This window comes from Azospirillum brasilense, from assembly GCF_022023855.1.
In the GTDB taxonomy this organism is placed as follows: domain Bacteria; phylum Pseudomonadota; class Alphaproteobacteria; order Azospirillales; family Azospirillaceae; genus Azospirillum; species Azospirillum brasilense_F.
Window position 1 is genome coordinate 1,899,024 of record NZ_CP059449.1, and the last position, 26,025, is coordinate 1,925,048.

General features: G+C 67.9%; 27 protein-coding genes and 2 tRNA genes. 17 read left to right on the forward strand and 12 right to left on the reverse strand.

Going from position 1 to position 26,025, the window contains the following annotated elements; genetic code table 11:
- The first annotated feature begins 35 nt into the window (after nt 1-35).
- The 3 genes from H1Q64_RS09010 to H1Q64_RS09020 all read left to right on the forward strand — a co-directional run bounded on the left by H1Q64_RS09010 (nt 36) and on the right by H1Q64_RS09020 (nt 1,964).
- Nucleotides 36-617, forward strand: coding sequence for an RNA polymerase sigma factor (locus H1Q64_RS09010; protein WP_237903217.1), 582 nt, complete (start codon nt 36-38; stop codon nt 615-617).
- Nucleotides 617-1,405: an anti-sigma factor family protein gene (locus H1Q64_RS09015; protein ID WP_237903218.1), complete on the forward strand. Its 789-nt coding sequence runs from the start codon at nt 617-619 to the stop codon at nt 1,403-1,405. The genes H1Q64_RS09010 and H1Q64_RS09015 overlap by 1 nt, the downstream gene beginning before the upstream one ends.
- A gap of 175 nt (nt 1,406-1,580) precedes the next feature.
- Entirely contained in the window at nt 1,581-1,964 is a 384-nt protein-coding gene (locus H1Q64_RS09020; protein ID WP_014240942.1) for a GcrA family cell cycle regulator, read from the forward strand.
- 103 nt (nt 1,965-2,067) lie between these two features.
- Here the strand turns inward: H1Q64_RS09020 and H1Q64_RS09025 are convergent, their stop codons facing one another.
- The 4 genes from H1Q64_RS09025 to H1Q64_RS09040 all read right to left on the reverse strand — a co-directional run bounded on the left by H1Q64_RS09025 (nt 2,068) and on the right by H1Q64_RS09040 (nt 5,353).
- A complete protein-coding gene (locus tag H1Q64_RS09025) occupies nt 2,068-2,676 on the reverse strand; it encodes an exopolysaccharide biosynthesis protein (protein ID WP_237903219.1) in 609 nt (202 codons plus the stop codon).
- 90 nt (nt 2,677-2,766) lie between these two features.
- On the reverse strand, nt 2,767-3,147 hold the full coding sequence (locus H1Q64_RS09030; protein ID WP_237903220.1) for an oxidoreductase: 381 nt from the start codon (nt 3,145-3,147) through the stop codon (nt 2,767-2,769).
- A gap of 157 nt (nt 3,148-3,304) precedes the next feature.
- Nucleotides 3,305-4,528 (reverse strand): NADP-dependent isocitrate dehydrogenase, encoded by a 1,224-nt coding sequence (locus tag H1Q64_RS09035; RefSeq protein ID WP_237903221.1) that lies wholly within the window; start codon nt 4,526-4,528, stop codon nt 3,305-3,307.
- 240 nt (nt 4,529-4,768) lie between these two features.
- A complete protein-coding gene (locus H1Q64_RS09040; protein WP_237903222.1) occupies nt 4,769-5,353 on the reverse strand; it encodes a TIGR00730 family Rossman fold protein in 585 nt (194 codons plus the stop codon).
- 142 nt (nt 5,354-5,495) lie between these two features.
- Between H1Q64_RS09040 and H1Q64_RS09045 the strand changes: the two genes are divergently transcribed.
- Both H1Q64_RS09045 and H1Q64_RS09050 read left to right on the forward strand, forming a co-directional pair.
- Entirely contained in the window at nt 5,496-5,705 is a 210-nt protein-coding gene (locus tag H1Q64_RS09045) for a hypothetical protein (RefSeq protein ID WP_237903223.1), read from the forward strand.
- A gap of 168 nt (nt 5,706-5,873) precedes the next feature.
- Nucleotides 5,874-6,953 carry a LysM peptidoglycan-binding domain-containing protein gene (locus tag H1Q64_RS09050; protein ID WP_237903224.1) on the forward strand — a complete coding sequence of 360 codons (1,080 nt, stop codon included), beginning with the start codon at nt 5,874-5,876 and terminating at the stop codon, nt 6,951-6,953.
- 18 nt (nt 6,954-6,971) lie between these two features.
- Here the strand turns inward: H1Q64_RS09050 and H1Q64_RS09055 are convergent, their stop codons facing one another.
- Nucleotides 6,972-7,436 carry a hypothetical protein gene (locus H1Q64_RS09055; protein ID WP_149163256.1) on the reverse strand — a complete coding sequence of 155 codons (465 nt, stop codon included), beginning with the start codon at nt 7,434-7,436 and terminating at the stop codon, nt 6,972-6,974.
- A 127-nt stretch (nt 7,437-7,563) separates the two neighbouring features.
- Here H1Q64_RS09055 and H1Q64_RS09060 point away from each other — a divergent pair, with 127 nt between their 5' ends.
- Both H1Q64_RS09060 and pssA read left to right on the forward strand, forming a co-directional pair.
- Nucleotides 7,564-8,262, forward strand: coding sequence for a phosphatidylserine decarboxylase (locus H1Q64_RS09060; RefSeq protein ID WP_014240934.1), 699 nt, complete (start codon nt 7,564-7,566; stop codon nt 8,260-8,262).
- Nucleotides 8,259-9,167 (forward strand): CDP-diacylglycerol--serine O-phosphatidyltransferase, encoded by a 909-nt coding sequence (gene pssA, locus H1Q64_RS09065; RefSeq protein WP_237903225.1) that lies wholly within the window; start codon nt 8,259-8,261, stop codon nt 9,165-9,167. The genes H1Q64_RS09060 and pssA overlap by 4 nt, the downstream gene beginning before the upstream one ends.
- A gap of 22 nt (nt 9,168-9,189) precedes the next feature.
- On the opposite strand, the gene H1Q64_RS09070 is transcribed toward pssA, so the two are convergent.
- Nucleotides 9,190-9,528 (reverse strand): hypothetical protein, encoded by a 339-nt coding sequence (locus tag H1Q64_RS09070; protein ID WP_237903226.1) that lies wholly within the window; start codon nt 9,526-9,528, stop codon nt 9,190-9,192.
- 358 nt (nt 9,529-9,886) lie between these two features.
- Here H1Q64_RS09070 and H1Q64_RS09075 point away from each other — a divergent pair, with 358 nt between their 5' ends.
- Nucleotides 9,887-10,477, forward strand: a complete 591-nt coding sequence (locus H1Q64_RS09075) for a GNAT family N-acetyltransferase (protein ID WP_237903227.1) — start codon at nt 9,887-9,889, stop codon at nt 10,475-10,477.
- Nucleotides 10,478-10,489: 12 nt separating this feature from the next.
- On the opposite strand, the gene prmB is transcribed toward H1Q64_RS09075, so the two are convergent.
- Together prmB and arsC are read right to left on the reverse strand one after the other, a co-directional pair.
- Complete coding sequence (gene prmB / locus H1Q64_RS09080; RefSeq protein WP_237903228.1) at nt 10,490-11,431, reverse strand: 50S ribosomal protein L3 N(5)-glutamine methyltransferase; 942 nt, start codon at nt 11,429-11,431, stop codon at nt 10,490-10,492.
- A complete protein-coding gene (gene arsC, locus H1Q64_RS09085; RefSeq protein ID WP_237903229.1) occupies nt 11,432-11,773 on the reverse strand; it encodes an arsenate reductase (glutaredoxin) in 342 nt (113 codons plus the stop codon).
- Between the two features lie 208 nt (nt 11,774-11,981).
- Between arsC and serA the strand changes: the two genes are divergently transcribed.
- Nucleotides 11,982-13,229, forward strand: a complete 1,248-nt coding sequence (serA, locus tag H1Q64_RS09090; RefSeq protein ID WP_237903230.1) for a phosphoglycerate dehydrogenase — start codon at nt 11,982-11,984, stop codon at nt 13,227-13,229.
- A 173-nt stretch (nt 13,230-13,402) separates the two neighbouring features.
- Nucleotides 13,403-14,047 carry a hypothetical protein gene (locus H1Q64_RS09095; protein WP_052584279.1) on the forward strand — a complete coding sequence of 215 codons (645 nt, stop codon included), beginning with the start codon at nt 13,403-13,405 and terminating at the stop codon, nt 14,045-14,047.
- 16 nt (nt 14,048-14,063) lie between these two features.
- Here the strand turns inward: H1Q64_RS09095 and H1Q64_RS09100 are convergent, their stop codons facing one another.
- The 3 genes from H1Q64_RS09100 to carA all read right to left on the reverse strand — a co-directional run bounded on the left by H1Q64_RS09100 (nt 14,064) and on the right by carA (nt 18,914).
- Nucleotides 14,064-14,318 (reverse strand): restriction endonuclease, encoded by a 255-nt coding sequence (locus tag H1Q64_RS09100; RefSeq protein WP_035674916.1) that lies wholly within the window; start codon nt 14,316-14,318, stop codon nt 14,064-14,066.
- Between the two features lie 89 nt (nt 14,319-14,407).
- Nucleotides 14,408-17,446, reverse strand: a complete 3,039-nt coding sequence (locus H1Q64_RS09105) for a response regulator (RefSeq protein WP_237903231.1) — start codon at nt 17,444-17,446, stop codon at nt 14,408-14,410.
- Between the two features lie 292 nt (nt 17,447-17,738).
- Complete coding sequence (gene carA / locus H1Q64_RS09110) at nt 17,739-18,914, reverse strand: glutamine-hydrolyzing carbamoyl-phosphate synthase small subunit (protein ID WP_237903232.1); 1,176 nt, start codon at nt 18,912-18,914, stop codon at nt 17,739-17,741.
- A 276-nt stretch (nt 18,915-19,190) separates the two neighbouring features.
- Here carA and H1Q64_RS09115 point away from each other — a divergent pair, with 276 nt between their 5' ends.
- From H1Q64_RS09115 to H1Q64_RS09135, 5 genes are all read left to right on the forward strand, one after another.
- Nucleotides 19,191-19,382 (forward strand): hypothetical protein, encoded by a 192-nt coding sequence (locus H1Q64_RS09115; RefSeq protein WP_237903233.1) that lies wholly within the window; start codon nt 19,191-19,193, stop codon nt 19,380-19,382.
- Nucleotides 19,364-19,825, forward strand: a complete 462-nt coding sequence (locus tag H1Q64_RS09120) for a GatB/YqeY domain-containing protein (RefSeq protein WP_237903234.1) — start codon at nt 19,364-19,366, stop codon at nt 19,823-19,825. Before H1Q64_RS09115 ends, H1Q64_RS09120 begins: the two co-directional genes overlap by 19 nt.
- Nucleotides 19,826-19,863: 38 nt before the next feature.
- Complete coding sequence (gene dnaG / locus H1Q64_RS09125) at nt 19,864-21,798, forward strand: DNA primase (RefSeq protein ID WP_237903235.1); 1,935 nt, start codon at nt 19,864-19,866, stop codon at nt 21,796-21,798.
- 185 nt (nt 21,799-21,983) lie between these two features.
- Nucleotides 21,984-23,945, forward strand: a complete 1,962-nt coding sequence (gene rpoD / locus H1Q64_RS09130; protein ID WP_237903236.1) for an RNA polymerase sigma factor RpoD — start codon at nt 21,984-21,986, stop codon at nt 23,943-23,945.
- 163 nt (nt 23,946-24,108) lie between these two features.
- Nucleotides 24,109-24,184 (forward strand) — tRNA-Ile (locus H1Q64_RS09135).
- 257 nt (nt 24,185-24,441) lie between these two features.
- Here the strand turns inward: H1Q64_RS09135 and H1Q64_RS09140 are convergent.
- A tRNA-Arg gene (locus H1Q64_RS09140) sits at nt 24,442-24,518 on the reverse strand.
- Nucleotides 24,519-24,730: 212 nt separating this feature from the next.
- On the opposite strand from H1Q64_RS09140, the gene H1Q64_RS09145 reads away from it, so the two are divergent.
- Both H1Q64_RS09145 and H1Q64_RS09150 read left to right on the forward strand, forming a co-directional pair.
- Entirely contained in the window at nt 24,731-25,237 is a 507-nt protein-coding gene (locus H1Q64_RS09145; protein WP_201044682.1) for a hypothetical protein, read from the forward strand.
- Nucleotides 25,238-25,260: 23 nt separating this feature from the next.
- On the forward strand, nt 25,261-25,914 hold the full coding sequence (locus H1Q64_RS09150) for a phosphatase PAP2 family protein (protein ID WP_237903237.1): 654 nt from the start codon (nt 25,261-25,263) through the stop codon (nt 25,912-25,914).
- Nucleotides 25,915-26,025: the final 111 nt, after the last annotated feature.

Genomic DNA, 26,025 nt, shown 5'->3' on the forward strand with positions numbered 1-26,025 from the left:
CGGGCAGGACATCCTTCCAAGGGGAGCGCCGCCGCATGCCTCTGCCAAAGCCGCCCCCCGACCTTCCTTCAGGGAACGGCCCCCCAGCCAATGGCGCCCCAACCAGCGGCGCAGTGGACGAGCGGGCCATTGCCGCGCAGGTGCCGCGGCTGCGCCGCTACGCCGCCGCTCTGGCCGGCAACCTGTCCGATGCCGACGACCTCGTGCAGGACTGCATCGAGAAGGCGCTGGCCAACCGGCACACGCTGCGGGACGTCACCCGGCTCGGCGGCTGGCTGCTGTCGATCCTGCACAACCTGCACGTCTCCGGTCTGCGCTGGCGCCGCCGCCGCGGGCCGGAGGTGCCGGTGGAGGATCTCGCCAACGATCTGGCGCTCAGCGCCGCACCCGCCGACCGGGCGGAGGTGCGGGATTTCGTGCGCGCCTTCAACCAGCTGTCGGAGGAGCATCGGGCCGTGCTGCTGCTGACCGGGCTGGAAGGGCTGTCCTACCGCGAGGCGGCCGAGGTGCTGGGGGTTCCGGTGGGAACCGTCATGTCGCGGCTGGCCCGCGCCCGGGAACGGCTGCGCGTCCTGCTGGACGGCGGGATGGAGCAGGCGGTGAGGAGGATCAAGTGATGGACACCGAACCGGACGTCCCGGTGACCGAGGCCGAGCTGCACGCTTGGCTGGACGGCGAATTGCCGGAGGAGCGGCGCGGCGAGGTCGAGCGCCATCTGGCGGGCAACCCCGATCTGGCCCGCCGCTTTGAGCGCTACCGCGCCCAGCGGGCGATGCTCCAGGGAACCTTCGGCCCGTTGATCGACCGGCCGTTGCCGGCGGCCCTGGTGCCGCCCTACGGCCGCGCCGGCCGGCCGGCGGTGCGCCCGCGGCGCTGGCTTCCGGCGCTGGCCGCCGCGGCGGTCCTGCTGGTGTTCGTCGCCGGCGGGGCGGGGGGCTGGTGGCTGCGCGGCTGGTCGGGCGGGGCGGGCGGCGGCGGGGCGGCCTTCGTCGCCGACGCGGTGGCGGCGCACCGGGTCTTCGCGGTGGAGGTCCGCCATCCCGTGGAGGTCGGGGCCGACCAGGAGGCGCATCTGGTGGGCTGGCTGTCCAAGCGCCTGGGCAAGCCCCTGCAAGCGCCGCGGCTTGCCGACAAGGGTTACGATCTGGTGGGTGGTCGGCTGCTGTCCGACGCGCGGGGGCCGGCGGCCCAGCTCATGTACCAGGATGCGGCCGGTCGCCGCATCACCCTCTACATCCGGCCGGCCTCGGATGCGCCCGACACCTCCTTCCGGTTTGCCCAAGACGGCAACGTTCAGGCTTTCTACTGGCGGGACAACGGTTTGGCGTGGGCGGTAACGGGTGACCTCGATCGAGTAACCCTTTCGGCCATAGCCGAGGAGGTGTACGGCGCGTTGAACTCATAACACCCACAGACTTATGCACAGGAATGTTGCGCAAGCCCCCTATCCCTCTATCCGGCCATCTGGTAGGTTGGCCGTCGTTGGGCACAAAATATTGCGCCTTATGGAAAACGGCCGTCTGGTCGGAAGGTATATTGGTTAACCAAGTCACCGGTTACCGGACCACGGGAGACAGGGGATGAGTTGGACGGACGAACGGGTTCAGCAGCTTAAGGACCTCTGGGCCCAGGGGCTGAGCGCGAGTGAAATCGCGGACATCCTGGGCGACATCACCCGCAACGCGGTGATCGGAAAGGCGCACCGACTCGGCTTGTCGGGACGCCCGTCGCCGATCAAGAAGAAGCCGACCCGCGGCGCGACGATCCTCGCCTTGACCGAGCGCATGTGCAAATGGCCGGTCGGCGATCCGAAGCACCAGGACTTCCATTTCTGCGGCAAGCCCTCGCTGCCCGGTCTGCCTTACTGCGCCGAGCACGCGGCGGTGGCTTACCAGCCGGCGTCCTCCGGCAAGAAGCGCGACGAAGACCGCAACACCGGTGAGCGCAACGTCGGCGCCGCCTAGACTCCGCCGGATTTCTCCGCTGGATTTCCGGATTTCGGGCGCTCTTCATGCGGGCGCCCGCCCGACACGGCGACCGGATCGGCGGCCGTAAGAGGAGCGCCGGTCAGATGGGCGCCGCGGTGATCGCCCACCAGCTTCCGGCGATCAGCATCGCCGAGACACCCGCCGCCGCCACGCCCAGACCCAGACCGGCGGCGACCGCCAGACCGTCCTTCACGATCAGCCCCAGCGCGATTACCAGCACCGCCAGACCGGGCAGGGTGTTGCCGAACGGGATGGGCAGGGCGATCAGAACGCCCATCACCAGCACGAAGAGGCCCAGCGGCCGCAGCACCCCCCGGTGAGTCAGCGACGGCCAGCGCGTGCGCAGCCGGGCCTCCAGCCGCTCGACCAGCGGTGTTCCCTTCTCCACGATCTTTTCAAGCGTGGTACGCGCCACACGGCGGCGCCCGATCCAGCCCGGCACCTCCAGCCGGTCGCGGCCGACGATCATCTGGATGGCCACCAGCGCCAGCACCGTGCCGAAGATCAGGCCCGCCGGCAGCCCCGGCGTCGGCACCACGGCCGGGATCGCCAGCGCCAGCAGCAGAAAACCCGGCGCCCGGTCGCCGAGATGGCCCAGGACCTCCCCCAGCGTCGGCTTGTCGCCGGTCATGCGTCCGTGCAGCTTTTTGAGCAGCGCGGACGCCCGTGCCGGGTCCTTCGTGTCCATGACCTGTCCCAACTCCCTCTTTCATCGTCGCCGCGTGGATGTGGTGGCGCGGCGGCTCGCAGGAAAGGGGGAGCTGGACAAAGGCGGGGGTCAGTACTCCTCGACCTCGTGCTTCAACTGCACCAGACGGCCGCTCAGCAGCGACAGCATGAGCTGCACCAGCATCTCGTGAACGATCAGCGTGTGGTGGTTTCCGCTGTCCTGCATCTGCTGGCGCAGCGCCTCGCGCACCTTCGGCACGCCGGTCACGTCGATCAGCACGTCCACCGCCTCGCCGAGCCGTGCGAGGTCCATGAAATCGGTCGTGGTGACGACGCCGCGCTCGCGGGCGAGCCGCATGCCGGGCGCCTCGGTGTCCAGGTCGGCGACGCCGAGAATCTCGACGAAGGGAGCGTCCAGAAGCTGCGTCAGCAGGGGCGTTCCGGTTTCGCCGGCGCCGATCACGGCGATGCGGAAGATGTCCTTGGCCATGGGAAAAGTCTCGAATTCCGGTTCGTCAGGTCCGCGCCGGCATCACACCGCGCGGGCAAGAAAAAAGCGGGGAGCCGAAACTCCCCGCCGCAACCTTACATCGACCGGGCGTCCCGTTTGACCGGGACGCGTCGTCGCACCTGACGCGGAACGCGCGTTACGCCCAGGCGGCCATCTTCTTCTGCAGGTTCTCGTCCAGCTTGTCGAGGAACTGCTTGGTGGTCAGCCAGGGCTGCTCCGGACCGATGAGGATCGCGAGATCCTTGGTCATGAAGCCCGACTCGACGGTCTCGACGCAGACGCGCTCCAGCGTCTCGGCGAACTTCACGACGTCCGGCGTGTTGTCGAACTTGCCGCGGTAGGCCAGGCCCTGCGTCCAGGCGTAGATCGAGGCGATCGGGTTGGTGGAGGTCTCCTTGCCCTTCTGGTGCTCGCGGTAGTGGCGGGTCACCGTGCCGTGGGCGGCCTCCGCCTCGACGGTCTTGCCGTCCGGCGTGATCAGCACCGAGGTCATCAGGCCCAGCGAGCCGAAGCCCTGCGCCACGATGTCCGACTGCACGTCGCCGTCGTAGTTCTTGCAGGCCCACACGAAGCCGCCTTCCCACTTCAGGGCCGAGGCGACCATGTCGTCGATCAGGCGGTGCTCGTAGACGAGGCCCTTGGCCTTGAACTGGGCGGCGTAATGCTCGTCGAACACCTTCTGGAAGATGTCCTTGAAGCGCCCGTCATAGGCCTTGAGGATCGTGTTCTTGGTGGACAGATAGACCGGGTAGCCGCGCTCCAGACCGTACATGAAGCTGGAGTGGGCGAAGCCCTCGATCGACTCGTCCAGGTTGTACATGCCCATGGCGACGCCGGAGGCGGGGAAGTCGTACACCTCGTGCTCGATCGGCTCGCCGCCGCCTTCCGGCACCCACTTGATCGTCAGCTTGCCCTTGCCTGGAACGACAAAGTCGGTGGCCTTGTACTGGTCGCCGAAGGCATGGCGGCCAATGATGATCGGCTTGGTCCAGCCCGGAACGTAGCGCGGAACGTTGGAGCAGACGATCGGCTCGCGGAAAACGGTGCCGCCCAGGATGTTGCGGATCGTGCCGTTCGGCGACTTCCACATCTTCTTGAGATTGAACTCCGTCACCCGCGCCTCGTCCGGGGTGATGGTCGCGCACTTGACGCCGACGCCGTACTGCTTGATCGCGTTGGCGGACTCGACCGTCACCCGGTCATCCGTCTTGTCGCGGTTCTCGACGCTGAGATCGTAGTATTTCAGGTCGATGTCGAGATACGGCAGGATCAGCTTGTCCTTGATGAACTGCCAGATGATGCGCGTCATCTCGTCGCCGTCGAGTTCGACGACCGGATTGGCTACCTTGATCTTCGTCATGGGTGCGAGTTCTCCCCGAACGGGTAGGGGTTGTCTTATGCTTGGACGCCGGGCGCGCTGTGCGAGGGCACGGGCCGGGGCGTCCATCCGAAGACGGGCCCCGGTTCCCCGGACGGAAACGGATGGCGGTTATATAGCACCGGGGCACCGCCGAAAGAAAGGACCGCGGGGCATCAAAACAGACGATATCGCGCTGAAAACGGCGCGATTTGCGCAATCTGGTCCTACCACTTGGTCTTTTCAGAGCTTTTGTGTGGGAATCTTCAACGTGGGCTCCGGTTCATAGGCCAGCGCGGCAAACACGTCGTCCACGTCATCGACGACGGTGTACAGCGCGCGGTGCGCCGGCTGGGTGAAACCCTGCGCCACCGTATGGTCGATCAGGCCGAGCAGCGGGCGCCAATAGCCGTCCACATCCACGATCACCACCGGCTTGTCGTGCAGGCCCAACTGCTTCCAGGTCAGGATCTCGAACGCCTCGTCCAGCGTGCCGAGGCCGCCCGGCAGCACCACGAAGGCGTCGGCCCGGTCCACCATCATGCGTTTGCGGGTGTGCATGCTGTCGACGACGTGCAGTTCGGTCAGGCCGGTGTGCTCGATCTCGGCGGCCTGGATGTGTTCCGGGATGATGCCGACGACCTGCCCCCCGGCGGCGAGCGCGGCGTCGGCGGCGATGCCCATCAGCCCGACGCGCCCGCCGCCGTAGACGAGCTGGATGCCCCGCCGGGCGAGCCCGTCGCCCAACATATGGGCGGCCTCTTTGTGGACAGCGGCGACGCGGCTGGATGAGCCGCAATAGACGCAGACGGAATTCGGGGCTCTCATCGCTCACCCTTTCTCGCCGGTTGGGTACACGTTCCGGTGACTGTTCCGGTGCGCCCGGCGGGGTCACCTAAAGCAAGGGAATAGCAAAGCCGGGGCGGCGTCTACCCGGACATCGGACTTCAGCCCATCGGGAGGAATCATTATGGATTCGCGCGTCGTCAACGCCCTGGCCGCCATCTCGGTGGCCACGTTCCTGTTCCTCGGCTTCGGCGGCGGGATCGGCTTTCTGACCGGCGGGGGCAAGGCGAATGCAGGCGGCGCCACGACGGTTCAGGCCACGGAAACCAGCGTTTCCTCAGCGGACCTGTCCTCCAGCCGCCATTCCGAGACGGTCGCCAAGCTGGAGAAGTGAGCCGGGAGGCGTGAGCATGGGGCAGCACCACCCGGCGGCGCGAAGGCGGTGCGCGGGTTCCGATGCGGCTATGCGTCTGCTCCATCGGCGGTGTTCAGTTCCACCGCCGCAATCTGCTATCCTGCCGCAAGCCGGCGTGTCTGCCGGCAATGATGCGGCGGTGCTCCGGTGAAGCAAGCTCTCCTGTTCGGCGGTGCGGCGACGGTCGCCGCGGCCGCCGTTGTCGCGTATCTGGCCTTCGATCCCGCGCCCGCGCCGGTCTCCCGCGCCGGAACGGCCGGTTCCGGAACAACCGTCGCGCTGGGCAGCGTGTCCCCGGCCAAGCCTCCGGCCAACACGCCCGCCCCGGCGAAGGCCGCGGAGGAGCCCGCCGGTCCGCGCTTTGACATCGTGCGCGTCGCCCCGGACGGCGCCACCGTGATGGCCGGGCGCGCCACGCCGGGCTCGTCGGTGACCGTCCATGACGGGGAGCGCGCGCTCGGTTCCGTCAACGCCGACGCGCGCGGTGAGTGGGTCCTTCTTCCCGATCAGCCCCTGGCCCCCGGCGCCCGCGAACTGAGCCTGTCGGAAAAGGCTACTCCCGCCGCCGAGCCGACCCCGTCGGAGCGCGTCGTGGTGGTCGTGGTGCCCGACCCGCCGCCCGCCACTGGTGGGGCGTCTTCGGAAGCGCCGACAGGTCCGCTGGCCGTCGCCATGCCGCGCGATGGGCTGGGTGACGGGCGGGGCGGCAGCACGATTCTGCAGGCTCCGAAGGGGCCGGCCGCCCCGGCGACCCGCGGCGTGGCGGCCCCGCCGCCGCCGGGGGGAGTGTCGCTGGAAAGCATGGATTACGACGCCTCGGGTCGGGTCGCCATGGGCGGCCGGGCGCAGCCGGGAAGCGCCGTGCAGCTCTATCTCGACAATCTTCTGGTCGGCAGCGCCCACACCGACCCGAACGGTCAATGGCGGCTACGCCCGGAGCGCGCCGTGGCGCCGGGCGTCTACACGTTGCGCGCCGATCAGGTCACCGACTCGGGCAAGGTCACCGCTCGCGTCGAGCTGCCGGTTCAGGTGTCGGAGGTTCCGGCCAACCTGCCGGACGGCCGATCGATGGTCGTCCAGCCCGGCAACAGCCTGTGGCGGATCGCCCGCTCCACCTACGGGCACGGCGTGCAGTACACGCTGATCTACGAGGCCAACCGCGGCCAGATCCGCGATCCGGACCTGATCTATCCCGGCCAGATCTTTGCGCTGCCGGTCTCGAACTGAGCTTTTTCGAACCGGGCCTTACAGATAGGGGGCGAGCAGGCGCAGGAAGGGGCGCGCCTGCTGGAGCGCGACCACCGTCTGGTGGATCAGATCCTCCGGGGTCGCCTGGCCCTCATATTCCGCTTCGGAGAAGAGCAGGATCTTCTGGCCTTCCTGGACGAGGAAGCGCGTTCCCCGCCGATCCTGGATGCCGCGCAGGATCGCCAGGAGCTGGCGCCGCCGCTCCGGCGACTGGGCGGTGTAGGGGATGTGGCCGATCTCCGCCCACACCTGCGAGCGCGACTTTTCCCCGTCGAAGCCGACGGCGATGCTGAAGGGCAGCCCGTCGGCCATGAAGTGCAGCCGCGCCGGGCGCGGCGGCTGGGCGATGCCCAGCACGCCTTCGGGAGTCATCACGAAGGTGTCGGGGCTGAAGGGCAGGGCGGTCTGCGAGACCTGCGCGAGCGACGGCATGGCCTGAAGGCGGGCGGCGGGAACGGACACGGGGGCTCGCTCATTCCTGTGGTGTCGGTGGCGTCACTCTCCACCTTCCCTGCTAAAATTCTGTAAAGGGCGGGGGATGCTGTCTAGAATGCGCCGCTCCAACGATCCGAGGCTGAAGTAACCGGCGATGTCCGCCCTCAATACCGTAGTCGTTCCGATCCACCGCGCCGGCTGGCCCTTCATTGCCGCCTTCGCCGTGGTCTCCCTGATTCTCGGGCTTGCCGTGGCGAAGCCGCTGGGCTGGCTGGGTCTCGTGCTCACCCTGTGGTGCGTGTATTTCTTCCGCGATCCCGATCGCGTGACGCCGACGCGCCCCGGCCTGCTGGTCAGCCCCGCCGACGGGCGGGTGACCATGATCGTTCCCGCGGTTCCGCCGCCGGAGCTGGGCATGGGCGACAAGCCGCTGACCCGCGTCAGCATCTTCCTCAACGTCTTCAACGTGCACGTCAACCGCGTGCCGGCGGACGGCACGGTGGTGGCGGCGGAGTATCACAAGGGCACCTTCGTGAACGCCGCGCTGGACAAGGCCAGCGAGGAGAACGAGCGCGCCGCCTTCCGCCACCGTCTTCCCGACGGGCGCGAGATTGCCTATGTGCAGATCGCCGGCCTCGTCGCCCGCCGCATCCTCTACTGGGTGAAGGCCGGCCAGGAGGTCAAGGCGGGCGAGCGGTTCGGCCTGATCCGATTCGGCAGCCGCACCGACGTCTATCTGCCGGACGGCGTGGTTCCGCTGGTCTGCGTCGGGCAGACGGCGATCGGCGGCGAGACTGTGCTGGCCGACCTGACCGCCACCGAACCGCAACGGCAGGGGGATGTCCGCCGATGAAGCGTCCGGTCTTCAAGCCGGCAGTGTTCCGCAAGCGCCGTGCGCGCCGTCCGCATCCGCGGCTGAAGGGGTTGTCGATCAACCATCTTCTGCCCAACGTGCTGACGGTGCTGGCGCTGTGCTCCGGCCTGACGGCCATCCGCTTCGCCATGCACGAGCGGTGGGAGCAGGCGGTCGTCTGCATCGTCATCGCGGCGATCCTCGACGCGTTGGACGGGCGGATCGCCCGCCTGCTGAACGGGCAGAGCAAGTTCGGCGCGGAACTGGACAGCCTGTCCGACGTCATCAGCTTCGGCGTGGCCCCCGCATTCCTGATGTATCTGTGGGCGCTGAACGGCGCCGGCAGCCTGGGCTGGATCGCCGCCATGGCCTACGCGGTCTGTGCGGCGCTGCGGCTGGCCCGCTTCAACTCCCGCCTGGACGTCGACCTGCCGCCCTGGGCCTTCAATTACTTCACCGGGGTTCCCGCCCCGGCCGGCGCCGGTCTGGCTGTTCTTCCCATGGTCATCGGCTTCGAGGCCGGGCCGGACATCGCCGGCCACCCGGCCGTCGTGGTGCCCTGGACGCTGGCGATGGGCGGGCTGATGGTCAGCACGCTGCCGACCTTCTCCTTCAAGGGCATGCGGGTGCCGACCCAGTATGTGGTGCCGGGTCTGGTCGGTGTCGGCCTGCTCGCCGCCTCGCTGGTCAGCCAGCCCTGGTGGACGCTGGCGTTCCTCGGGCTGGCCTATCTGGCGAGCCTGCCCTTCTCGGTGGCGCAGTTCCGTAAGCTGCAGCAGGCCGCCCAGCTGATGAAGGAGACAGAGGAGACGTCGACGGAGGAGACTGTCGTCCCCGCTTCGGACGCCCCGCCCCCGTCGCCTGAAATGTTGTCTGAAAAGACCAGGACGCCGTCGTCCGACTGACGCCGGACGCCCGCCGTCGCCGTCACTCGGCGGCGGCGGGCAGGTCCAGCGGCAGGGTCCGTTCGGTCACGGCGACCGTCAGGACCATCGGGATCTGGCGCAGGCAATTGCCGACGTGGTTCGACTCCGCGGCGACCATGCCGGTCATTTCGACCTCCACGGTCAACGTCTCGCCCAGCAGGCGGCTGTTCAGCGACAGCGGGACGAGGCCGCGCTTGGCGAACAGCTCCAGCACGCGTGGCAGGGTGCCGGGATCGGCATCGGCCTGCACGGCGAAGCGGACGAGGCGGTTCGGATCGGTCGGACGGGATTCGGCGGCGGGCGCCGCCAGCGTGACGGTGGACAACGTGACGGTGGACATGGGTCGCTCTTACCTGATCGTGAGTCGATGAGTGCAGGGTCAGACCTGCAGACGTGCGAAGATCCCGGCTCTCAGACGAGAACCGGGCTGCTAATTCGCAGACCCAGGGTAAGGTGACGGTCCATCATGGGCGTCAGGATAGGGCGACGGGCGGCCATGGTCAATGGAGTCGGGGAGTGAAGCTCATTAACCCTCTCCCCTCTGGGGAGAGGGTGGCCCGCAGGGCCGGTGAGGGGGATGTGCTTGTGCCGAACGTAACGACACGCGCAACCCCCTCACCCTAGCCCTCTCCCCAGAGGGGAGAGGGGATGTGGGCGGCGGCAACCAATAAATTCTATCCGACAGGACACGCGAAGCCATGAACGACAACGGCATCCACATCCGCCCGGCCGAACCGGACGACGCGCCGGAGCTGGCGCGGCTCATCGACATGGCCGGCGGCGGCATCTACGAGTTCCTGCTCGACGGGCTGGTGCCCGGCCAGACGGCGGCGGAGATGCTGGTGCCGGGGCTGGCGGGCACGTCGGGGTCCTTCTCCCACCGCCATTCGGGCGTGGCGGAGGCGGCAGGGCGGATCGTCGGGGTCGCCCATGCCTATCCCGTGGATTGGATCAAAACCCAGGACTACACCGGACTGCCCGTCGACCGGCTGGCTCATATGGAGGATTTCAGCCGGGTGCACGACTGGGGCAGCTACTTCCTGTCGGCGCTGGCTGTCGATCCGGCGTGGCGCCGCCGCGGCATCGCCTCCCAGCTTCTCGCCTGGGTCTATGAGCGGGCGCGCCGCGGCCGGTTCGACCGGGTGACGCTGCATGTCTGGGCCGACAACGCCGACGCCCGCCAACTCTATGCCAAGGAAGGCTTCGCCGAGATCGGCCGCGCCGACATCCCCTGGCACGAGCGGCTGCCGCACCAGGGGGGAAGCGTGCTGCTCCGGCGCACGGTCTGATCAGCGGTCCAGTTACTTGCCCGCCTTCAGCTGGTCGCGGGTCAGCCAGAAGACCTCGCCGAAGCTGTTGGCGGTCTCGACCCAGAAGAAGTCGAGGTCCGGATACTCGGCCTCCAGGATCTCGCGGCCCGTGCCGAACTCGCAGAGCAGGCCGCCTTCCGGCGTCAGGTGCTTGGGCGCCTCCTTCAGGATGCGGCGCACGATGTCCAGCCCGTCCTCGCCCGACGCCAGGGCCATTTCCGGCTCGTGGCGGAACTCCGGCGGCAGGGCGGCCATCGCCTCGGCGTCCACATAGGGCGGGTTGGTGATGATGACGTCGTACTTGCGGTTCTTCAGCGGTGCGAACAGGTCGCCGTGGTGCAGGGCGATGCGGTCCTCGAACCCGCTGTCGGCGACGTTGCGCTTGGCCACCTCCAGCGCGTCGGCGGACAGGTCCACCGCGTCCACCTGGGCCTCCGGGAAGATCTGCGCGGCCAGGATGGCGAGGCAGCCGGAGCCGGTGCAGAGGTCGAGCACCCGCTCGACCTCCGTCGGGTCCTCCACCAGCGTGAAGTCGTCGCCGCCGATCAGGTCGGAGAACAGGATCTCCCCGATGTAGGAGCGCGGGACGATCACCCGCTCGTCCACATAGAAGGGGATGCCCTGGATGTAGGCCTTGTTCAGCAGGTAGGAGGCCGGCTTGCGCGTCTCCACGCGGGCGTGCAGCAGGTCGGCCACCTTGCGGCGCTCCGCCAGGGTCAGCCGGGCGTCCACATAGGGGTCGAGCTGGTCGATGGGCAGGCTCAGCCCTTCCAGCACCATGAACACCGCCTCGTCATGGGCGTTGGTGGTGCCGTGGCCGTAATCCAGATCGGCCTCGGTGAAGCGGCTGACGCCGTAGCGGATCAGGTCGCGGATGGTGCGCAGCTCGGTCGCCGCGTCGGCGGGGGTGAGGTCCAGGGAGGGATTGGTCACTTACAGGATCTCCAGAACGCTTTCCGGCGGACGGCCCACGCGGGCCTTGTCGCCCGTGACGACGATGGGCCGCTCGATGGCGGCGGGGTTGGCGGACAATGCGGCGATCAGGGCGTCGCCGTCGAGATCCTTGGCGATCCCGGCCTCCGCCGCCTCTTTGGCGCGCAGGATGTCGCGCGGACCCTTGCCCAGCTTGGCCAAGATGGCCTTCAGCTCGGCCGGGCCGGGCGGGGTCTTCAGATACTCCACGACGGTGGGCTCGACGCCCCTGGACCTCAGAAGCTCCAGCGTCTGGCGCGACTTGGTGCAGCGCGGGTTGTGGTAGATGGTGACGTCGCTCATACCGGTGTTTCCCTCGCTCTTCCCAGCCATGACCTTGTCGGTGGCACGAATACACCCGCTCCGCGTGCGGCGCCAACCCGCCATGCGGAATGGCGGCGGCAGCGCAACATCCCTCGCGTGACAAGGCCGGCGCTTGGCATTACCTTGCGCGCTCGCATTATTGGCGGCCCGCCGCGTGCGGGGCCATTCATTTCGACGGATTCCGGCCGTGACGAAGCTCTCGCTCTCCAAGGACAAGATCAACATCCTGCTGCTCGAAGGCGTTCACGACAACGCCATCAACGAGTTGGCGCATGGCGGCTACGCCACCGTGGAGCGTCTGCCGCATGCGCTGGACGAATCGGAGCTGCTGGAGCGCATCGGGTCCGTCCACATGCTGGGCATCCGCTCGCGCACCCATCTGACTGCCAAGGTGCTGGAGGCCGCGAGCCGCCTGTTCAGCGTCGGCTGCTTCTGCATCGGCACGAATCAGGTCGATCTGAAGGCTGCGCGACGACTCGGCATCCCGGTCTTCAACGCGCCTTATTCGAACACCCGGTCGGTGGCGGAGCTGGTGATCGGCGAGATCATCATGCTGATGCGCGGCATCTTCTCGAAGTCGAACCTCGTGCATGGCGGCGGCTGGATGAAGTCGGCCAAGGACAGCTACGAGATCCGCGGCAAGACGCTGGGCATCGTCGGCTACGGCCACATCGGCACCCAGGTGTCGATCATGGCCGAGTCGATGGGCATGAAGGTCCGCTACTACGACGTCGTGAACAAGCTGGCCCTTGGCAACGCGCAGCCCTGCCACTCGCTGGAGGAACTGCTGGCGGTGTCCGACGTGGTGACGCTGCACGTTCCCGACACGCCGCAGACCCGCGACATGATCGGCGAGGCGCAGATCCGCGCCATGAAGAAGGGCGCCCACCTGATCAACGCCGCCCGCGGCAAGGTCGTGGTGATCGAGGCGCTGGCCGCCGCCCTGAAGGACAAGCATCTGCTGGGCGCCGCCATCGACGTCTTCCCCAAGGAGCCGGGCGGCGACAAGGAGGTGTTCGAGAGCGCGCTGCGCGGGCTCGACAACGTCATCCTGACCCCGCACATCGGCGGCTCGACGATGGAGGCGCAGGCCAACATCGGCACCGAGGTGTCGCAGAAGCTGATCGAGTATTCGGACAACGGCTCGACCATGGGGGCGGTGAATTTCCCGCAGGTCGGCCTGCCGGTCGTCCATGCCGGCTGCACCCGCTTCCTGCACGTCCACGAGAACCGTCCGGGCGTGCTGCGCAAGATCAACGAGGTCTTCTCGGGCCGCAACCTGAACATCGCCGCGCAGTATCTCCAGACCGACCCGGAGCTGGGCTACGTCGTGGTGGATGTCGACGGCGACGTGGACGAGAACGAGGTGGCGAGCGACCTGCGCGCCATCGAAGGCACGCTGAAGGCCCGCTTCCTCTACCCGGGCAAGCGCTGAGGTCCGGCGTCGCGGCCCTTGCCGTCGGCGGGGGCCGCACCGACATAGGCGGAATGAACCTCCGCCCGTTTCGACCGCGTCTGCGCGCCGGCCTTCTGACGCTCCTGTGCCTGGGTGGGGGAGGGTTCGGCTTTTCCGAGCCCGCGGCCGCGCAAACCGCGACGGCCCAAACCATGATTGCCCAGGGCGGGGTCGCTGCCTGTCCGGACTTCGCGCCGGCCCGCGTGGTCCTTGATCTGCAGATCGCCCCGCTGCGCACCGATTACAGCCAGTCGATCCGCCAGCTGGCCCAGAAGCCGGGGCGGCGGCCCGTCGCGGGGCGGACCGCCAATTCCCATACGCTGGGGCTGGCGGCCATTCAGTACAATCAGCAATGGCAGGCCGGCGTCATGACGGCGTCGCTGGGGCAGGGCCGCTACTGCGGCGCGGCCCAGACCTTGACCGTCACCTTCGGCTACGATGAGCGGACCGTCTATGTCGCCCGCGAGCTGCCGCAGGGCAGTTGCATCCACGGCGAGGTCCTGGCCCACGAGATGCGCCACGTCACGGTGGACGAGCAGCTTCTGCGCGAGTATGTGCCGGTCCTGAAGCGTCGGCTGGAGGATGTGGTCGGCCGTGCCCGACCGGCCCAGGGCCGCTCCGAGCGGCAGGTCATGGCGGCGATCGAGCAGCCGATCAAGGCGGCGATGCGCCAGCTGATGGAGGAGTTCGGGCGCGAGCGGAACGCGCGTCAGGCCCGCATCGACACCCCCGCCGAATACGAGCGGATCAGCCAATCCTGCAACGGCGAGATCAACCGTTACCTCGGGCGCGTGTGACCTATCGAGCGGTGCGTCACCGACGGCGCCCGCGCCCGGAGGCGTGACGGTCGATAAATTCCGGCGGCTTGCGGGACACCCAGCGCAGGAAGGCGGCAATGTCCGGGTGGGCGCGCAGGCTGGCGATGGTGTTGTAATGGTCGCGCAGCTCCGCCTCGCTCAGCACCGCGTGGATCTTGGCGTGGCAGATGCGGTGCATGGTCACTGTGTCCCGCCCGCCGTAGGTGCGCGGGATCAGGTGGTGCTCGTTCAGGCTGGGGCCGGGCACCATCGGGCGGCCGCAGAGTGGGCAAGGCGGTTGGGACGAGGGCGGATGCGAAGGGGCAGGCGGCGGCATGGCGTCCGTTCGGGCGGCGGCCGTCAGGCTGATGGCGCCACGGGCAGGGCGGCGCGGATGCGTGTGACCAGCTCGTCGGCCTGATAGGGTTTCTGCAGGATGGGCAACCCGTCCAGCGCCGAAGCCCGCTGGATCTCCGCATAGCCGGTGACCATAAGGACCGGCAGGCCGGGGCGCCGGGCGCGCAACTCCCGCACCAGTTCCAACCCCGTCATGCCGGGCATCGCGTAATCGGTCAGCACGAGGTCCACCTCCGGGTCGCGGGCGAAGGCGTCCAGCGCGTCGGGGCCGCTCGACGCCTCCATGATGCGGAAACCGGCGTGCTCCAGAACCGTCGCGGTCGCCATGCGGACCAGCGCCTCGTCCTCCACCAGCAGGATGGTGGCGGGGCGGGGCGGGGATTGGACGGCGGCGGGAAGCTCGGCGTCCGGGGTGGCATCCTCCTCGGCGTCGGCCCGCGGCAGATACAGCGTCACCGTTGTGCCGGCGCCCAGCCGGGTCGTCAGGACCACCGTTCCGCCGGATTGCGCGGCCAGCCCGTGCACCATCGACAGGCCCAGGCCGGTGCCGTGCCCGACGCCCTTCGTCGTGAAGAAGGGTTCGAAGGCGCGCGCCGCCGTCTCCTCGCTCATCCCGCTGCCGGTGTCGGCGACGGCGATGGACACGCAGTCCCCGGCGGCGAGGTCGAGCGGCCGTCCCTCCATGTCGTCCGGGCAATTGCCGGTGCGGATGGTCAGGGTGCCGCCCGCCGCCATAGCGTCCCGCGCGTTGATTGCGAGGTTGAGGATGGCCATTTCGAGCTGGTTCGGGTCGACCCGCGCCGGCCACAGGCTGGGCTCGGTCTCCGTCACGATGCGGGTGGTGCCGCCCAGTGTGCGCTCCAGCAGCCCGCCCATGCCGGTGACCAGGGCGCCGACGTCGACCGTCTTCGGTTCCAGCCGCTGCCGGCGGGAGAAGGCCAGCAGATGCTGGGTCAGGGTGGCGCCGCGCTCCACCGCCTTCTCCGCCATGTCGAGGGCTTGGGGATGGCTGGCTCCACCGTTTTCCCCCGCGGCGCGCAGCAGGTAGAGCGAGGTGCCGATGGCCTGGAGCAGGTTGTTGAAGTCGTGGGCGATGCCGCCGGTGAGCTGGCCGATGGCCTCCATCTTGCGGGCCTGGTGCAGCGTCTCCTCGATCTCGCGCAGGGCCTGGCCGGTGCGCTCCCGTTCCTCGACGTCGCGGGCGACGTGATAGGCGCCGATGCGCCGCCCGCTGGAGTCCAGGATCGTGCCGAAGGCCAGCTCGTAGCGCTTGCGCTGCAGGGTGGGGTCGCCCAACTCCTCCACGATGGTGAAGCGCTCTCCGCCCAGCGCGCGGCTCCACAGGGATTCCGTGGTGACCTGCGCGGTGGGCAGATGCTCCATCATCTCCAGCAGGCGCTGACCGATGGCCGGGCGGTGGCCGTACAGCGCCTCGACCTCCCGTTGGTAGGCGCCGTTGAACAGGATGTAACGAAGCTCCTGGTCCACCGCGACGATCAGGTCGGTGGAGCTTTCGATGATCGCGGCGAACAGGCGGCGGTCGGAGGCGTGGCGGTCCACCAGTTCGCCCAACTGCATCTCGTGGGCGCGCCGCCGCTCCGTCACGTCCTCCAGGATGCCGACGGCGCGGGTGGTGCCGTCCGGGTCGGTCAGGCAGGACCCGCGCATGGCCAGCCAGCGCACCTGCCCGTCGGGCGAGCCGACGGGGAATTCCGCTTCCAGCTCGCCCTTCGACGGGGCGTCGCGGAAAAGGGCGGCGCGGATGGCATTGCGGTGGTCCGCCGCGACGTTGCGAATCCAGGATTCGACCGAGGCGCCGTCGAGCACCGGGACGCCCAGGAGGGCGGCGGTGTGGTCCGAGCCGTGGAAGCGGCGGCTGCGCATGTCGAAGCGCCAGACGCCCAGCCCGACGACCTCCATGACCAGCCGCTGCTGCGCCTCGCTGTCGCGCAGGCGGCGGGCCGCCCGGTTCAGCGCGCCGGCCACCGCGTTGACCTCGCGGATCGGCGCGGGGGCGGTCATCACCGGCGATGCGTGCGGGCCGTCGCGCCCCAGCGCCAGGGCGGAACCGGCCAACGCCGCGACCGGATCGGCGATGCGCCGCCCGACCGCCAGAGCCATCGCCAAGCTGACCAGCAGCAGGATTCCGCCGCCGCACAACACCAGCGTGACCGAGCGGCGCATGGGTTCGGCGATCAGCCTCTGCGGCACGCCGACGGCGACGGTCCAGCCCGACAGCTCCGACCGGGCGAAGGCGTTGAACAGCGGCGTGCCGTCCCGCGCCACGGCGGTGAAGGTCCCGGAACTCGCCGAGGCGGTCCGGCGGAACACCTCCGCTGAAATCGGCGTGCCGGTGAAGGTGTCGGAGGCCGCGGTCCGGGTGATGACGACGCCTTGCCGGTCCCACAGGGCGGCGATCCATCCCTCCGGAAGGCTTTGCTGGCGCAGCACCTCGATGAACATCTCGGTTGGGATGCTCATGGCCAGCACATGCTCCGAGGGTCCATTCCGCGTGATCGGCAACGCGACGGCGACCAGGGGGCGTTGGGCGACGACGCCCGTGAAGATCTCGGAAATCTGGGTCTGACCGCTGTCCGCCGTCCGCCGGACGAGGCCCGTAACCGCGGTGCGGGGAAGCGGCTCCCCGAACGGGCGGCGCGTGTTGATCAGCTGCTGGCCTTGGGCGTTGCTTAGCACGATATGGACGCCCTCGCGCCGGGAGCCCTTGTGCTGAAGCACCTCGGTCGCCTGCCTGTGGAAAGCCGCGAGATCGCCCTTCACCAAGTGGGGAGAGGTGGTGAGCACCTGGAGCGCCGTCTCCATCGCCATGAGTTCGCGGTCGATGGCGACGGCCAGCGTCCGGGCCAGATCCTGGCCGGATCGCTCGATTGCGGCGCTCTGCGTCTCGGCCATGCGGAAGACCGTCCAGCCGGCGAATCCCAGCATCGGCAGCAGCGCCGCCATGACCAGCAGCACCAGCCCGGTGCGGAGCGACAGGCCGCCGGCCCGGGGCTGGTCGTCGCCCAGGCCGCCGTCGTTCATGGCGGGTGCGTTGTCATCCTGAGCGTGCACAGGCAAGGAATGTCATGCTCCGGTATGCAAGGCGAGGGGCGCGCCCGTAACCATCGCAGAGTCCGGCAGCAAAGGACACACCTTTGACGGAGCAGGGTTTTTATCGAAGGGGGTGGAAAAATCAGCCAACCCGCCCGATAGGGGGGTGTCGGTTGGGCAAAAAAGGAGACGGGCGGCGGCTCCGCGTGACCGGACGGCTGAACAAGAAAAAGGAGCCGCAAGCGGCTCCTCTCCCATCATCGGCCGGTGCGTCCGCCGGGCGTCAGACCGTCTGCTTGCCGTCCATCAACGCCACGAAGCGGTCGAACAGATAGTGGCTGTCCTGCGGGCCGGGCGAGGCCTCCGGGTGGTACTGCACCGAGAAGACCGGCTTGTTCTTCAACCGGATGCCCTCGTTGGTGCCGTCGAACAGGCTGACGTGGGTCACCTCGGCATCGGCGGGCAGGGTCTCCTCCATCACCACGAAACCGTGGTTCTGGCTGGTGATCTCCACTCGGCCGGAAGCCAGATCCTTCACCGGATGGTTGGCGCCGCGGTGGCCCAGCGGCATCTTCTTCGTCTTGGCGCCCAGCGCCAGCGAGAGCATCTGGTGGCCCAGGCAGATGCCGAACATCGGCAGGCCGGTGTCCAGCAGGCCCTTGATCGTCGGCACGGCGTATTCGCCGGTGGCCGCGGGGTCGCCGGGGCCGTTCGACAGGAAGACGCCGTCCGGCTTGTGGCGCATCACATCCTCGACGGTGGCGGTGCCCGGGACCACGGTCACCTTGCAGCCGGCAGCCGCGAGGCAGCGCAGGATGTTGCGCTTGGCGCCGAAATCGATCGCCACGACGTGGAAGCGCGGGCTCTCCTGCGTGGCGTAGCCGGCGCCGAGCGTCCAGGCGCCCTCATCCCAGCCGTAAGTCTGGCGGCACGAGACGTCCTTGGCGAGGTCCATGCCCTCCAGCCCCGGCCAGCCCTTGGCCTTGGCGACCAGAGCGTCGAGGTCGAATTTGCCGTCCGGCGCGTGGGCGACGACGCCGTTCGGCGCGCCGAGGTCACGGATGCGGCGGGTCAGGCGGCGGGTGTCCACCCCGGCCAGACCGACCAGCCCGTAGCTCTTCAGCCAGTCGTCGAGATGGCGCGTGGCGCGCCAGTTCGAAGGGTCGGTGACGTCGGCGCGCAGGATCAGGCCGCGCGCGGCGGGGGTCACCGTCTCGATGTCTTCCGGGTTGGCGCCGGTGTTGCCGATGTGGGGGAAGGTGAAGGTGATGATCTGCCCGGCGTAGCTGGGGTCGGTCAGGATTTCCTGATAACCGGTCATCGAGGTGTTGAAGCACACCTCGCCCACCGAATCCCCCACCGCACCGATGCCTCGGCCCTTGAAGACGGTGCCGTCGGCCAGAACCAGGACACCGGTGTAAGCGCCGGCATCGCCCGCCGGGAGAGTCGATTGAGCCATCCTTCAGACCTTATCAAGAGCCGCCGCGGGCCACATATTCCTGCTTCGCGGAACGTCGGCGCCGCGTCCCGCCCCGCTGGGCGCACGCGTCGTCGTCGGTCCGTGCCCCTCCATCCCGTTTCCTTGCGGTCGGGTGTCTGAGCCTGGATCGATTAGTCGGGACGGGTGAGCCGGTCAACCGTATATGACGATTGGTACCCCGATTTCCAGCGGCGCGTTTGCATAATCGCCGTGCTTCACCGGTGGGGCTTGGCTGTTGGAAGGGCGGTTGGGGGCGTGAAGCGGTTCTTCGGAATTGACGTGGCAATCCGGCGCAAATTTAGGAATATTGCCGGTTCGCGCCGCGTCTCCCGCACCACCCCACGGATGGGGACGGTGCGGATGCTGCCGAGCGGCCGTTATCGTTTCGACCTGATGAACACACCTGACGAACACGAAGGACACACGCAATGCTGCGCACGCGCCTGAACGAGGCTTTGAAGCAGGCGATGCTCGCCAAGAACCAGCGCGCCGTCTCGACCGTGCGCCTGATCCTGGCCGCGCTGAAGGACCGTGACATCGCGGCGCGTTCGCGCGGCGTCACCGACGGCATCGACGAGGCTGAGATCCTCTCCATGCTGCAGACGATGATCAAGCAGCGCGGCGAGTCGATCAAGCTGTACGAGCAGGGTGGCCGCCTGGAGTTGGCCGAGCAGGAGCGCGAGGAGATCACCATCATCGAGGGCTTCCTGCCCAAGCAGATGTCGGAGGAGGAGGTGGCCGTCGCCGTGAAGACGGTGGTGGACGAGATCGGCGCCACCTGCATTAAGGACATGGGCAAGGTGATGGCGGAGCTGAAGGCGCGCTACGCCGGCCAGATGGACTTCGCCAAGGTCAGCGGCACCGTGAAGCAGCAGCTCTCGGCCTGCTGACGGTGCGGTCGCCGATCTAGCACGGGTGCCGCCCGACCATGGCCTTCCCGCCCCAATTCCTGGAAGAGCTTCGCACCCGTCTCGCCCTGTCGGACGTGGTGGGCAAGCGCCTGCGCCTGATCCGCGCCGGCCGCGAGTACAAGGCGCCGTGCCCCTTCCACAATGAGAAGTCGCCCTCCTTCTACGTCAACGACCAGAAGGGCTTCTTCCACTGCTTCGGCTGCGGGGCGCACGGTGACATCATCGGCTTCGTCATGCGCCACGACAACCTCGCCTTTCCGGAGGCGGTGGAGGCGCTGGCCGGCGAGGCGGGGATGCCGGTTCCCCGCGCCACGGAAGAGGACAAGCAGCGCTACGAGCGGCGCAAGACGCTGCACGATCTGGTGGAGCAGGCCGCCCGCTGGTTCGAGCAGCAGCTCTACGCCCCCGCGGGCCGCGCCGGGTTGGAGTATTTCCAGCGCCGCGGGCTGGACACCGACGGCATGGCGCGTTTCCGCCTGGGCTTCGCCCCCGCCGATTCCGGTGCGCTGCGCGGCCAGCTTCTGAAGCAGGGCTTCTCGGAAGAGGACATGGTGACCGCCGGCCTGCTGAAGCGGCCGGACGACGGGCGCACGCCCTACAGCTTCTTCCGCAACCGGGTGATCTTCCCGGTGACCGACCGGCGCAGCCGGGTGGTCGCCTTCGGCGGGCGCATCCTGGAGGGCGACGGCCCGAAATACGTCAACACCGCCGACACGCCGCTGTTCCACAAGGGTACGCTGTTGTACGGCCTGTCGCGGGCGCGGCAGGCGGCGGCGGACGGCAAGCCGGTGATCGTCGCCGAAGGCTACATGGACGTCATCGCGCTGGTCCGCGCCGGCTTCGAGGGCGCCGTGGCGCCGCTCGGCACCGCCCTGACCGAGACGCAGATCCAGGAGCTGTGGAAGCTGATTCCCGACGCGGAGAAGGTCCCCTTCCTCTGCTTCGACGGCGACAACGCCGGGCGCCGGGCGGCGTGGCGGGCGGTGGAACGCATCCTGCCGCACCTCGCCCCCGGTCATTCCGCCCGCGTCGCTTTCCTGCCGGAGGGGGAGGACCCCGACAGCCTGATCCGCCTGCACGGTCCCCGCGCCATGCAGGAGGTGCTGGCCGAGGCCATCCCGCTGTCCGAGGCCGTCTGGCGCATGGAGACCGAGGGCAAGCCCACCGGCACCCCGGAATCCAAGGCGGCTGTGAAGGCGGCGCTGGACTCGCGGGTTGGGCAGATCGCCGACCGCGACGTGCAGTCCTTCTACCGCACGGAGATGCGCCGCCGCGTCGACGAAGCCTTCGCCCCGCCGCCGCGCCAGCGCAACGACCGCGGCCCCTGGGTTCCGGGGGGCTCCTGGCAAGGCGGGGGGCAGGGGGGCGGACGCTTCGGCCAGCAGACGCGCCGGCACACGCCGGGCCTGCCGGGTCTGCGCACCGCACCGCCGCCCGGCCACCGCCGTCGCAACCCCGGCAATCTGGCCGCCGCGCGGGAGCGCGTTCTGCTCGCCGTGATCATCAATCATCCCGAGTTGTTTGATGAGTTGGGCGAATCGCTGGGCATGCTGCCGTTTCCCGACCGGGAACTGGAGGAATTGCGCCAAGCGGTCATCGGATTGCTTGCCGAACGGCGGGAAAACGACTCGGGACTTGACGCAGCATCGCTTTGTCGCCACTTGTCTTCCGCCGGCTATGATACCATTGTCCGCTCTCTGCTCAGCGAGTCGACCTATGTCCATGCCGGCTTTGCACGCCCGGACGCGTCCTCCCTGGACGCGAAACGGGGGTGGTGGCCGACATGGCATCACCTGCATCACAGGCAGGTGATGGCCGATTTGAGAGAAGCGGAGGCGGCTTTGGCCCGTGACAACAGCGAGGCGAACTTCGCGCGGGTCGTGGCCCTTCAACAGGAGGTCATCAGGTCCGGAATGGGTATGACGGATGACGAGGATCTCGACGATGCCTAGCGGCCGGCGCCGCCGGGCGTGGTGCGGAAGGGAAGGGCCGGAGGGAATGAGACCCGGAGGGGTCTGTTCGGACAAGGTCCGGAACGGTTCACAACCGGTTTAAGCAGGTGCGGATCGACAGCGGGGGGCCGCTGCGATGCGTGCTATGGGTTTTTATAATGGGGTAATGCGGGGGCATCGATCGCATGGCCACGAAAGCTGCGAACAGCGTTGAAGTTTCCGAAGCCCGGGACGAGGCCGGCGACGGCCCGCTCATGGACGGCATGGGTCTTGCCGTCAAGAAGATGATCGCCCGCGGCAAGGAGCGTGGCTACGTCACCTATGACGAGCTGAACGCTGCCCTGCCGCAGGATACGTCGTCTTCCGAACAGATCGAAGACACGATGGCCATGCTCTCCGAGATGGGCATCAACATCGTCGAATCGGAAGAGCAGGACGCGGAAGGCAACGCCAACGCCGACGGCGAGGGCGAAGGCCGGTCCGCCGGCAATCTGGACGACGACGACATCGGCCGCACCGACGACCCCGTGCGCATGTATCTGCGCGAGATGGGATCGGTCGAACTGCTGTCCCGCGAGGGCGAAATCGCCATCGCCAAGCGCATCGAGGCCGGGCGCGAAATGATGATCGGGGCGATTTGCGAATCGCCGCTGACCATCCGCGCCATCCTCGAGTGGCACGATGCCCTCATGGAAGGGAAGATGCTGCTGCGCGACATCATCGACCTGGACGCCACCTATGGCGGCGGTCCGGACGGTGAGGAAATTCCCGAAGGTCTGGCCGAGCCGGTGGAAGCCGCCCCGCAGGAGACCGAGGAGGAGCGTCCGCCGCGCCCCGAGGGCGAAAGCGAGGAGGAAGGCGACGAGGACGGCGACAACAGCCTGTCCCTGTCGGCCATGGAAGCCGCGCTGAAGCCGCAGGTCATCGAGACCTTCGAGAAGATCAAGACCACCTACGACAAGCTGCACAAGCTGCACGAGGGCCGCATCGCGGCCATCCAGCGCGGCGAGGACGTGGCCAAGCAGTCGGACAAGAAGTACGACAAGCTCAAGACCGAGATGGTCGAGCTGATGAACACGGTGCGCCTGAACAACCAGCGCATCGAGCAGCTTGTCGAGCAGCTCTACGCCCTGAACCGTAAGCTGACCGGTTTCGAAGGCAAGCTGCTGCGCATGGCGACCGACTGCCGCGTGAAGCGCGAGGACTTCCTCAACCACTATTTCGGGCACGAACTCGACCCGAACTGGCTGGAGCGCATCCGTGGTCTGAACCCCAAGACCTGGGGCAAGTTTTACGACAAGTACGAGGCCGACATCCGCAAGACGCGCGACGGCGTGTCGAGCATCTCGGATGAGGCCAAGCTGCCGATCAGCGAGTTCCGGCGCATCGTTTCCACCGTCCAGAAGGGCGAGAAGGAAGCGAGCCGCGCGAAGAAGGAGATGGTCGAGGCCAACCTGCGCCTCGTGATCTCCATCGCGAAGAAGTACACGAACCGCGGCCTGCAGTTCCTGGACCTGATCCAGGAGGGCAACATCGGCCTGATGAAGGCGGTGGACAAGTTCGAGTACCGGCGCGGCTACAAGTTCTCGACCTACGCGACGTGGTGGATCCGTCAGGCGATCACCCGCTCGATCGCCGACCAGGCGCGGACTATCCGCATCCCGGTCCATATGATCGAGACGATCAACAAGCTGGTCCGCACCAGCCGCCAGATGCTGCACGAGATCGGCCGCGAGCCGACCCCGGAGGAGCTGGCGGAGCGTCTGATGATGCCGCTGGAGAAGGTCCGCAAGGTCCTGAAGATCGCCAAGGAGCCGATCTCCCTCGAAACGCCGATCGGCGACGAGGAGGATTCGCATCTCGGCGACTTCATCGAGGACAAGAACGCGGTCCTGCCGCTCGACGCCGCCATCCAGGCGAACCTGCGCGAGACGACGACCCGCGTCCTGGCCTCGCTGACCCCGCGCGAGGAGCGTGTGCTGCGCATGCGCTTCGGCATCGGCATGAACACCGATCACACGCTGGAAGAGGTCGGCCAGCAGTTCAACGTGACGCGCGAGCGCATTCGCCAGATCGAGGCGAAGGCCCTGCGCAAGCTGAAGCACCCGTCGCGGTCGCGCAAGCTGCGCAGCTTCCTGGACACCTGAGGTTTCCGGGAGCGCAAGCTCCGCACGGATAGCGGTCGTATGGAAAGCGGGGGATCTTCGGGTCCCCTGTTTTCGTTTTTGGTGTCTTCATTTTGGTGGCGGCCTCTGTCGAACGGGGTTGCATAAGCTCCCGGTTCTGGGCACATTCGGCATCCCTCGGTGGGGGCCTGTAGTTCAGCGGTTAGAACGCGCCGCTCATAACGGTGTTGTCGTCGGTTCGAATCCGGCCGGGCCCACCAATCTTTCAAGGGGTTGGCTGTCCCTGTAAGGGGAAAAGCACGTTGATGGGAAAGCAGCCGATCGGCCGCTCATTTCCCTATCGCCCGCCGCAGCATCGTCGTTGGTTGGTAGGATGCCGCTTTCTGCTGCAGGCAGTACAAGATCGCGTCACCATTGTCCCAGCGCCACTTGCCAAAAACGACAATAACGCCGTCGAATCACCTGATCCAACCGCGTTCAGCGAAGTGTCGTTGAGGTTATTAAGGGAAGAGGAGAGTGGCGCGCCCGAAGAGATTCGAACTCCTGACCCCCAGATTCGTAGTCTGGTGCTCTATCCAGCTGAGCTACGGGCGCTTCTCTCTGCCGCGGCGTCGGCGAGGCCGTCGTCTGCGGTGGCGCGGTTTTTAATCGGGCCGTGACCGGAAGGCAACCAAAATCGTCCGGCTCGTGAAATTTTTCCGGCAAGCGGATGTCAGCCCTTTGACGGACTACAGAATGGCGGCGGTTGGGCTTACCTTGGCGTGGAGAGCGACCAGCCAGAAGGGCATTTGAGAACAGCTATGGGCATGACGTTTCTGAGCCGCGCCGTTATGGGGCCGGTGGGGTTGCTGACGGCGCTTTCCGTGACGGCAACGATCGGGGCGGCGGCAATCGCGACGGCACAGGCGGCGGACGACCGGTCCGGCGCCGCGGTGCTGGTGTCCGCGGCCATCGGCAACGAGGTCGTCCAGATGGTCGAACTCGGTCCGAAGGTCATCCAGGTGACCGTCAACGACCGCGTCGTCTACGAGGACCGTGAGGGGCGCACCCTGTCCTTCGTGAACGCCTACAACATGGAAGGGCGCTGGCTGGTGCTGCTTCAGGAAAGCGTGGACGGCAAATGCGCCGCGCGCTTCCGCGTGCTCGACCTCGGCGGGACCAAGGCCTCCGTCTCGCTGCCGTTCGGGACCTGCAGCGACGCGCCGAAGGTGGAGCAGGCGGATCGGACGCTGACCGTTTCGCTGCCGGCTTCGGACGGAAAGAGCACGGCGGCCTGGAACTACCGGGACGGGATGCTCGTTCGCATGCGCTGAATGGAAAGGGAGCGGCGAGGACCGTGGGACATCTGAACCTCTGGCACGTCAACAAGGCGATCTCGCTTCTCGGCAGCACATCCTTCGTGCTGCCGGTGGCAGGCATCCTGATCGTGATGCTGTGGCGCCGCCATTCGGCGGTCTCGGCGGCGCGCTGGCTGGCCGTGCTGGCCATGCTGATGGGCTCGGTGGCGCTTCTGAAGATCCTGGGGCACGCCTGCGGCATCCGCCTGTTCGACGACCGGCTGACCAGCCCCAGCGGCCACGCCGCCCTCGCCGCCGCCGTCTATGGGGCGGTCGGGGTGATGGCGGCGCGTTCGCTGGACGGCTGGCGGCGTGGCGTGGTGGTCCTCGGCGCCCTCGGGCTGGTGGGGGGCGTCGCGGCGTCGCGAATCCTGCTGCGCTACCATTCGGTGACGGAGGTGGTGGTCGGGCTCGTCCTCGGCGGGCTGGCTGTGGCGGCCTTCGCGCAGAGCTTCAACCGGATGACCCCGTCGCGGCTGAACCTCAGCCCGCTGGTCCTCGCCCTGGTCGTTCTGTTCGGCGTCGCCACCTACGCGCTCGGCGACCGCACCAACGCGGAGCCGATGCTGAAGCATTTCGCCTATCTGCTCCGTGAGGAATCTCCGGTTTGCGGCCCGATGCCGCCGCTGAACAGTTTCCTGGAACGCCTGTAGCGGCTGTTTTCCTTGCCGGATACAGCGACCGTCCAGGGTTGGTCTTCCCTGGACTTGGCAACCGGAATGTTTGCCTTGCGGCATCGGTTGAGGGTTGAGAGCGGGCTTGCG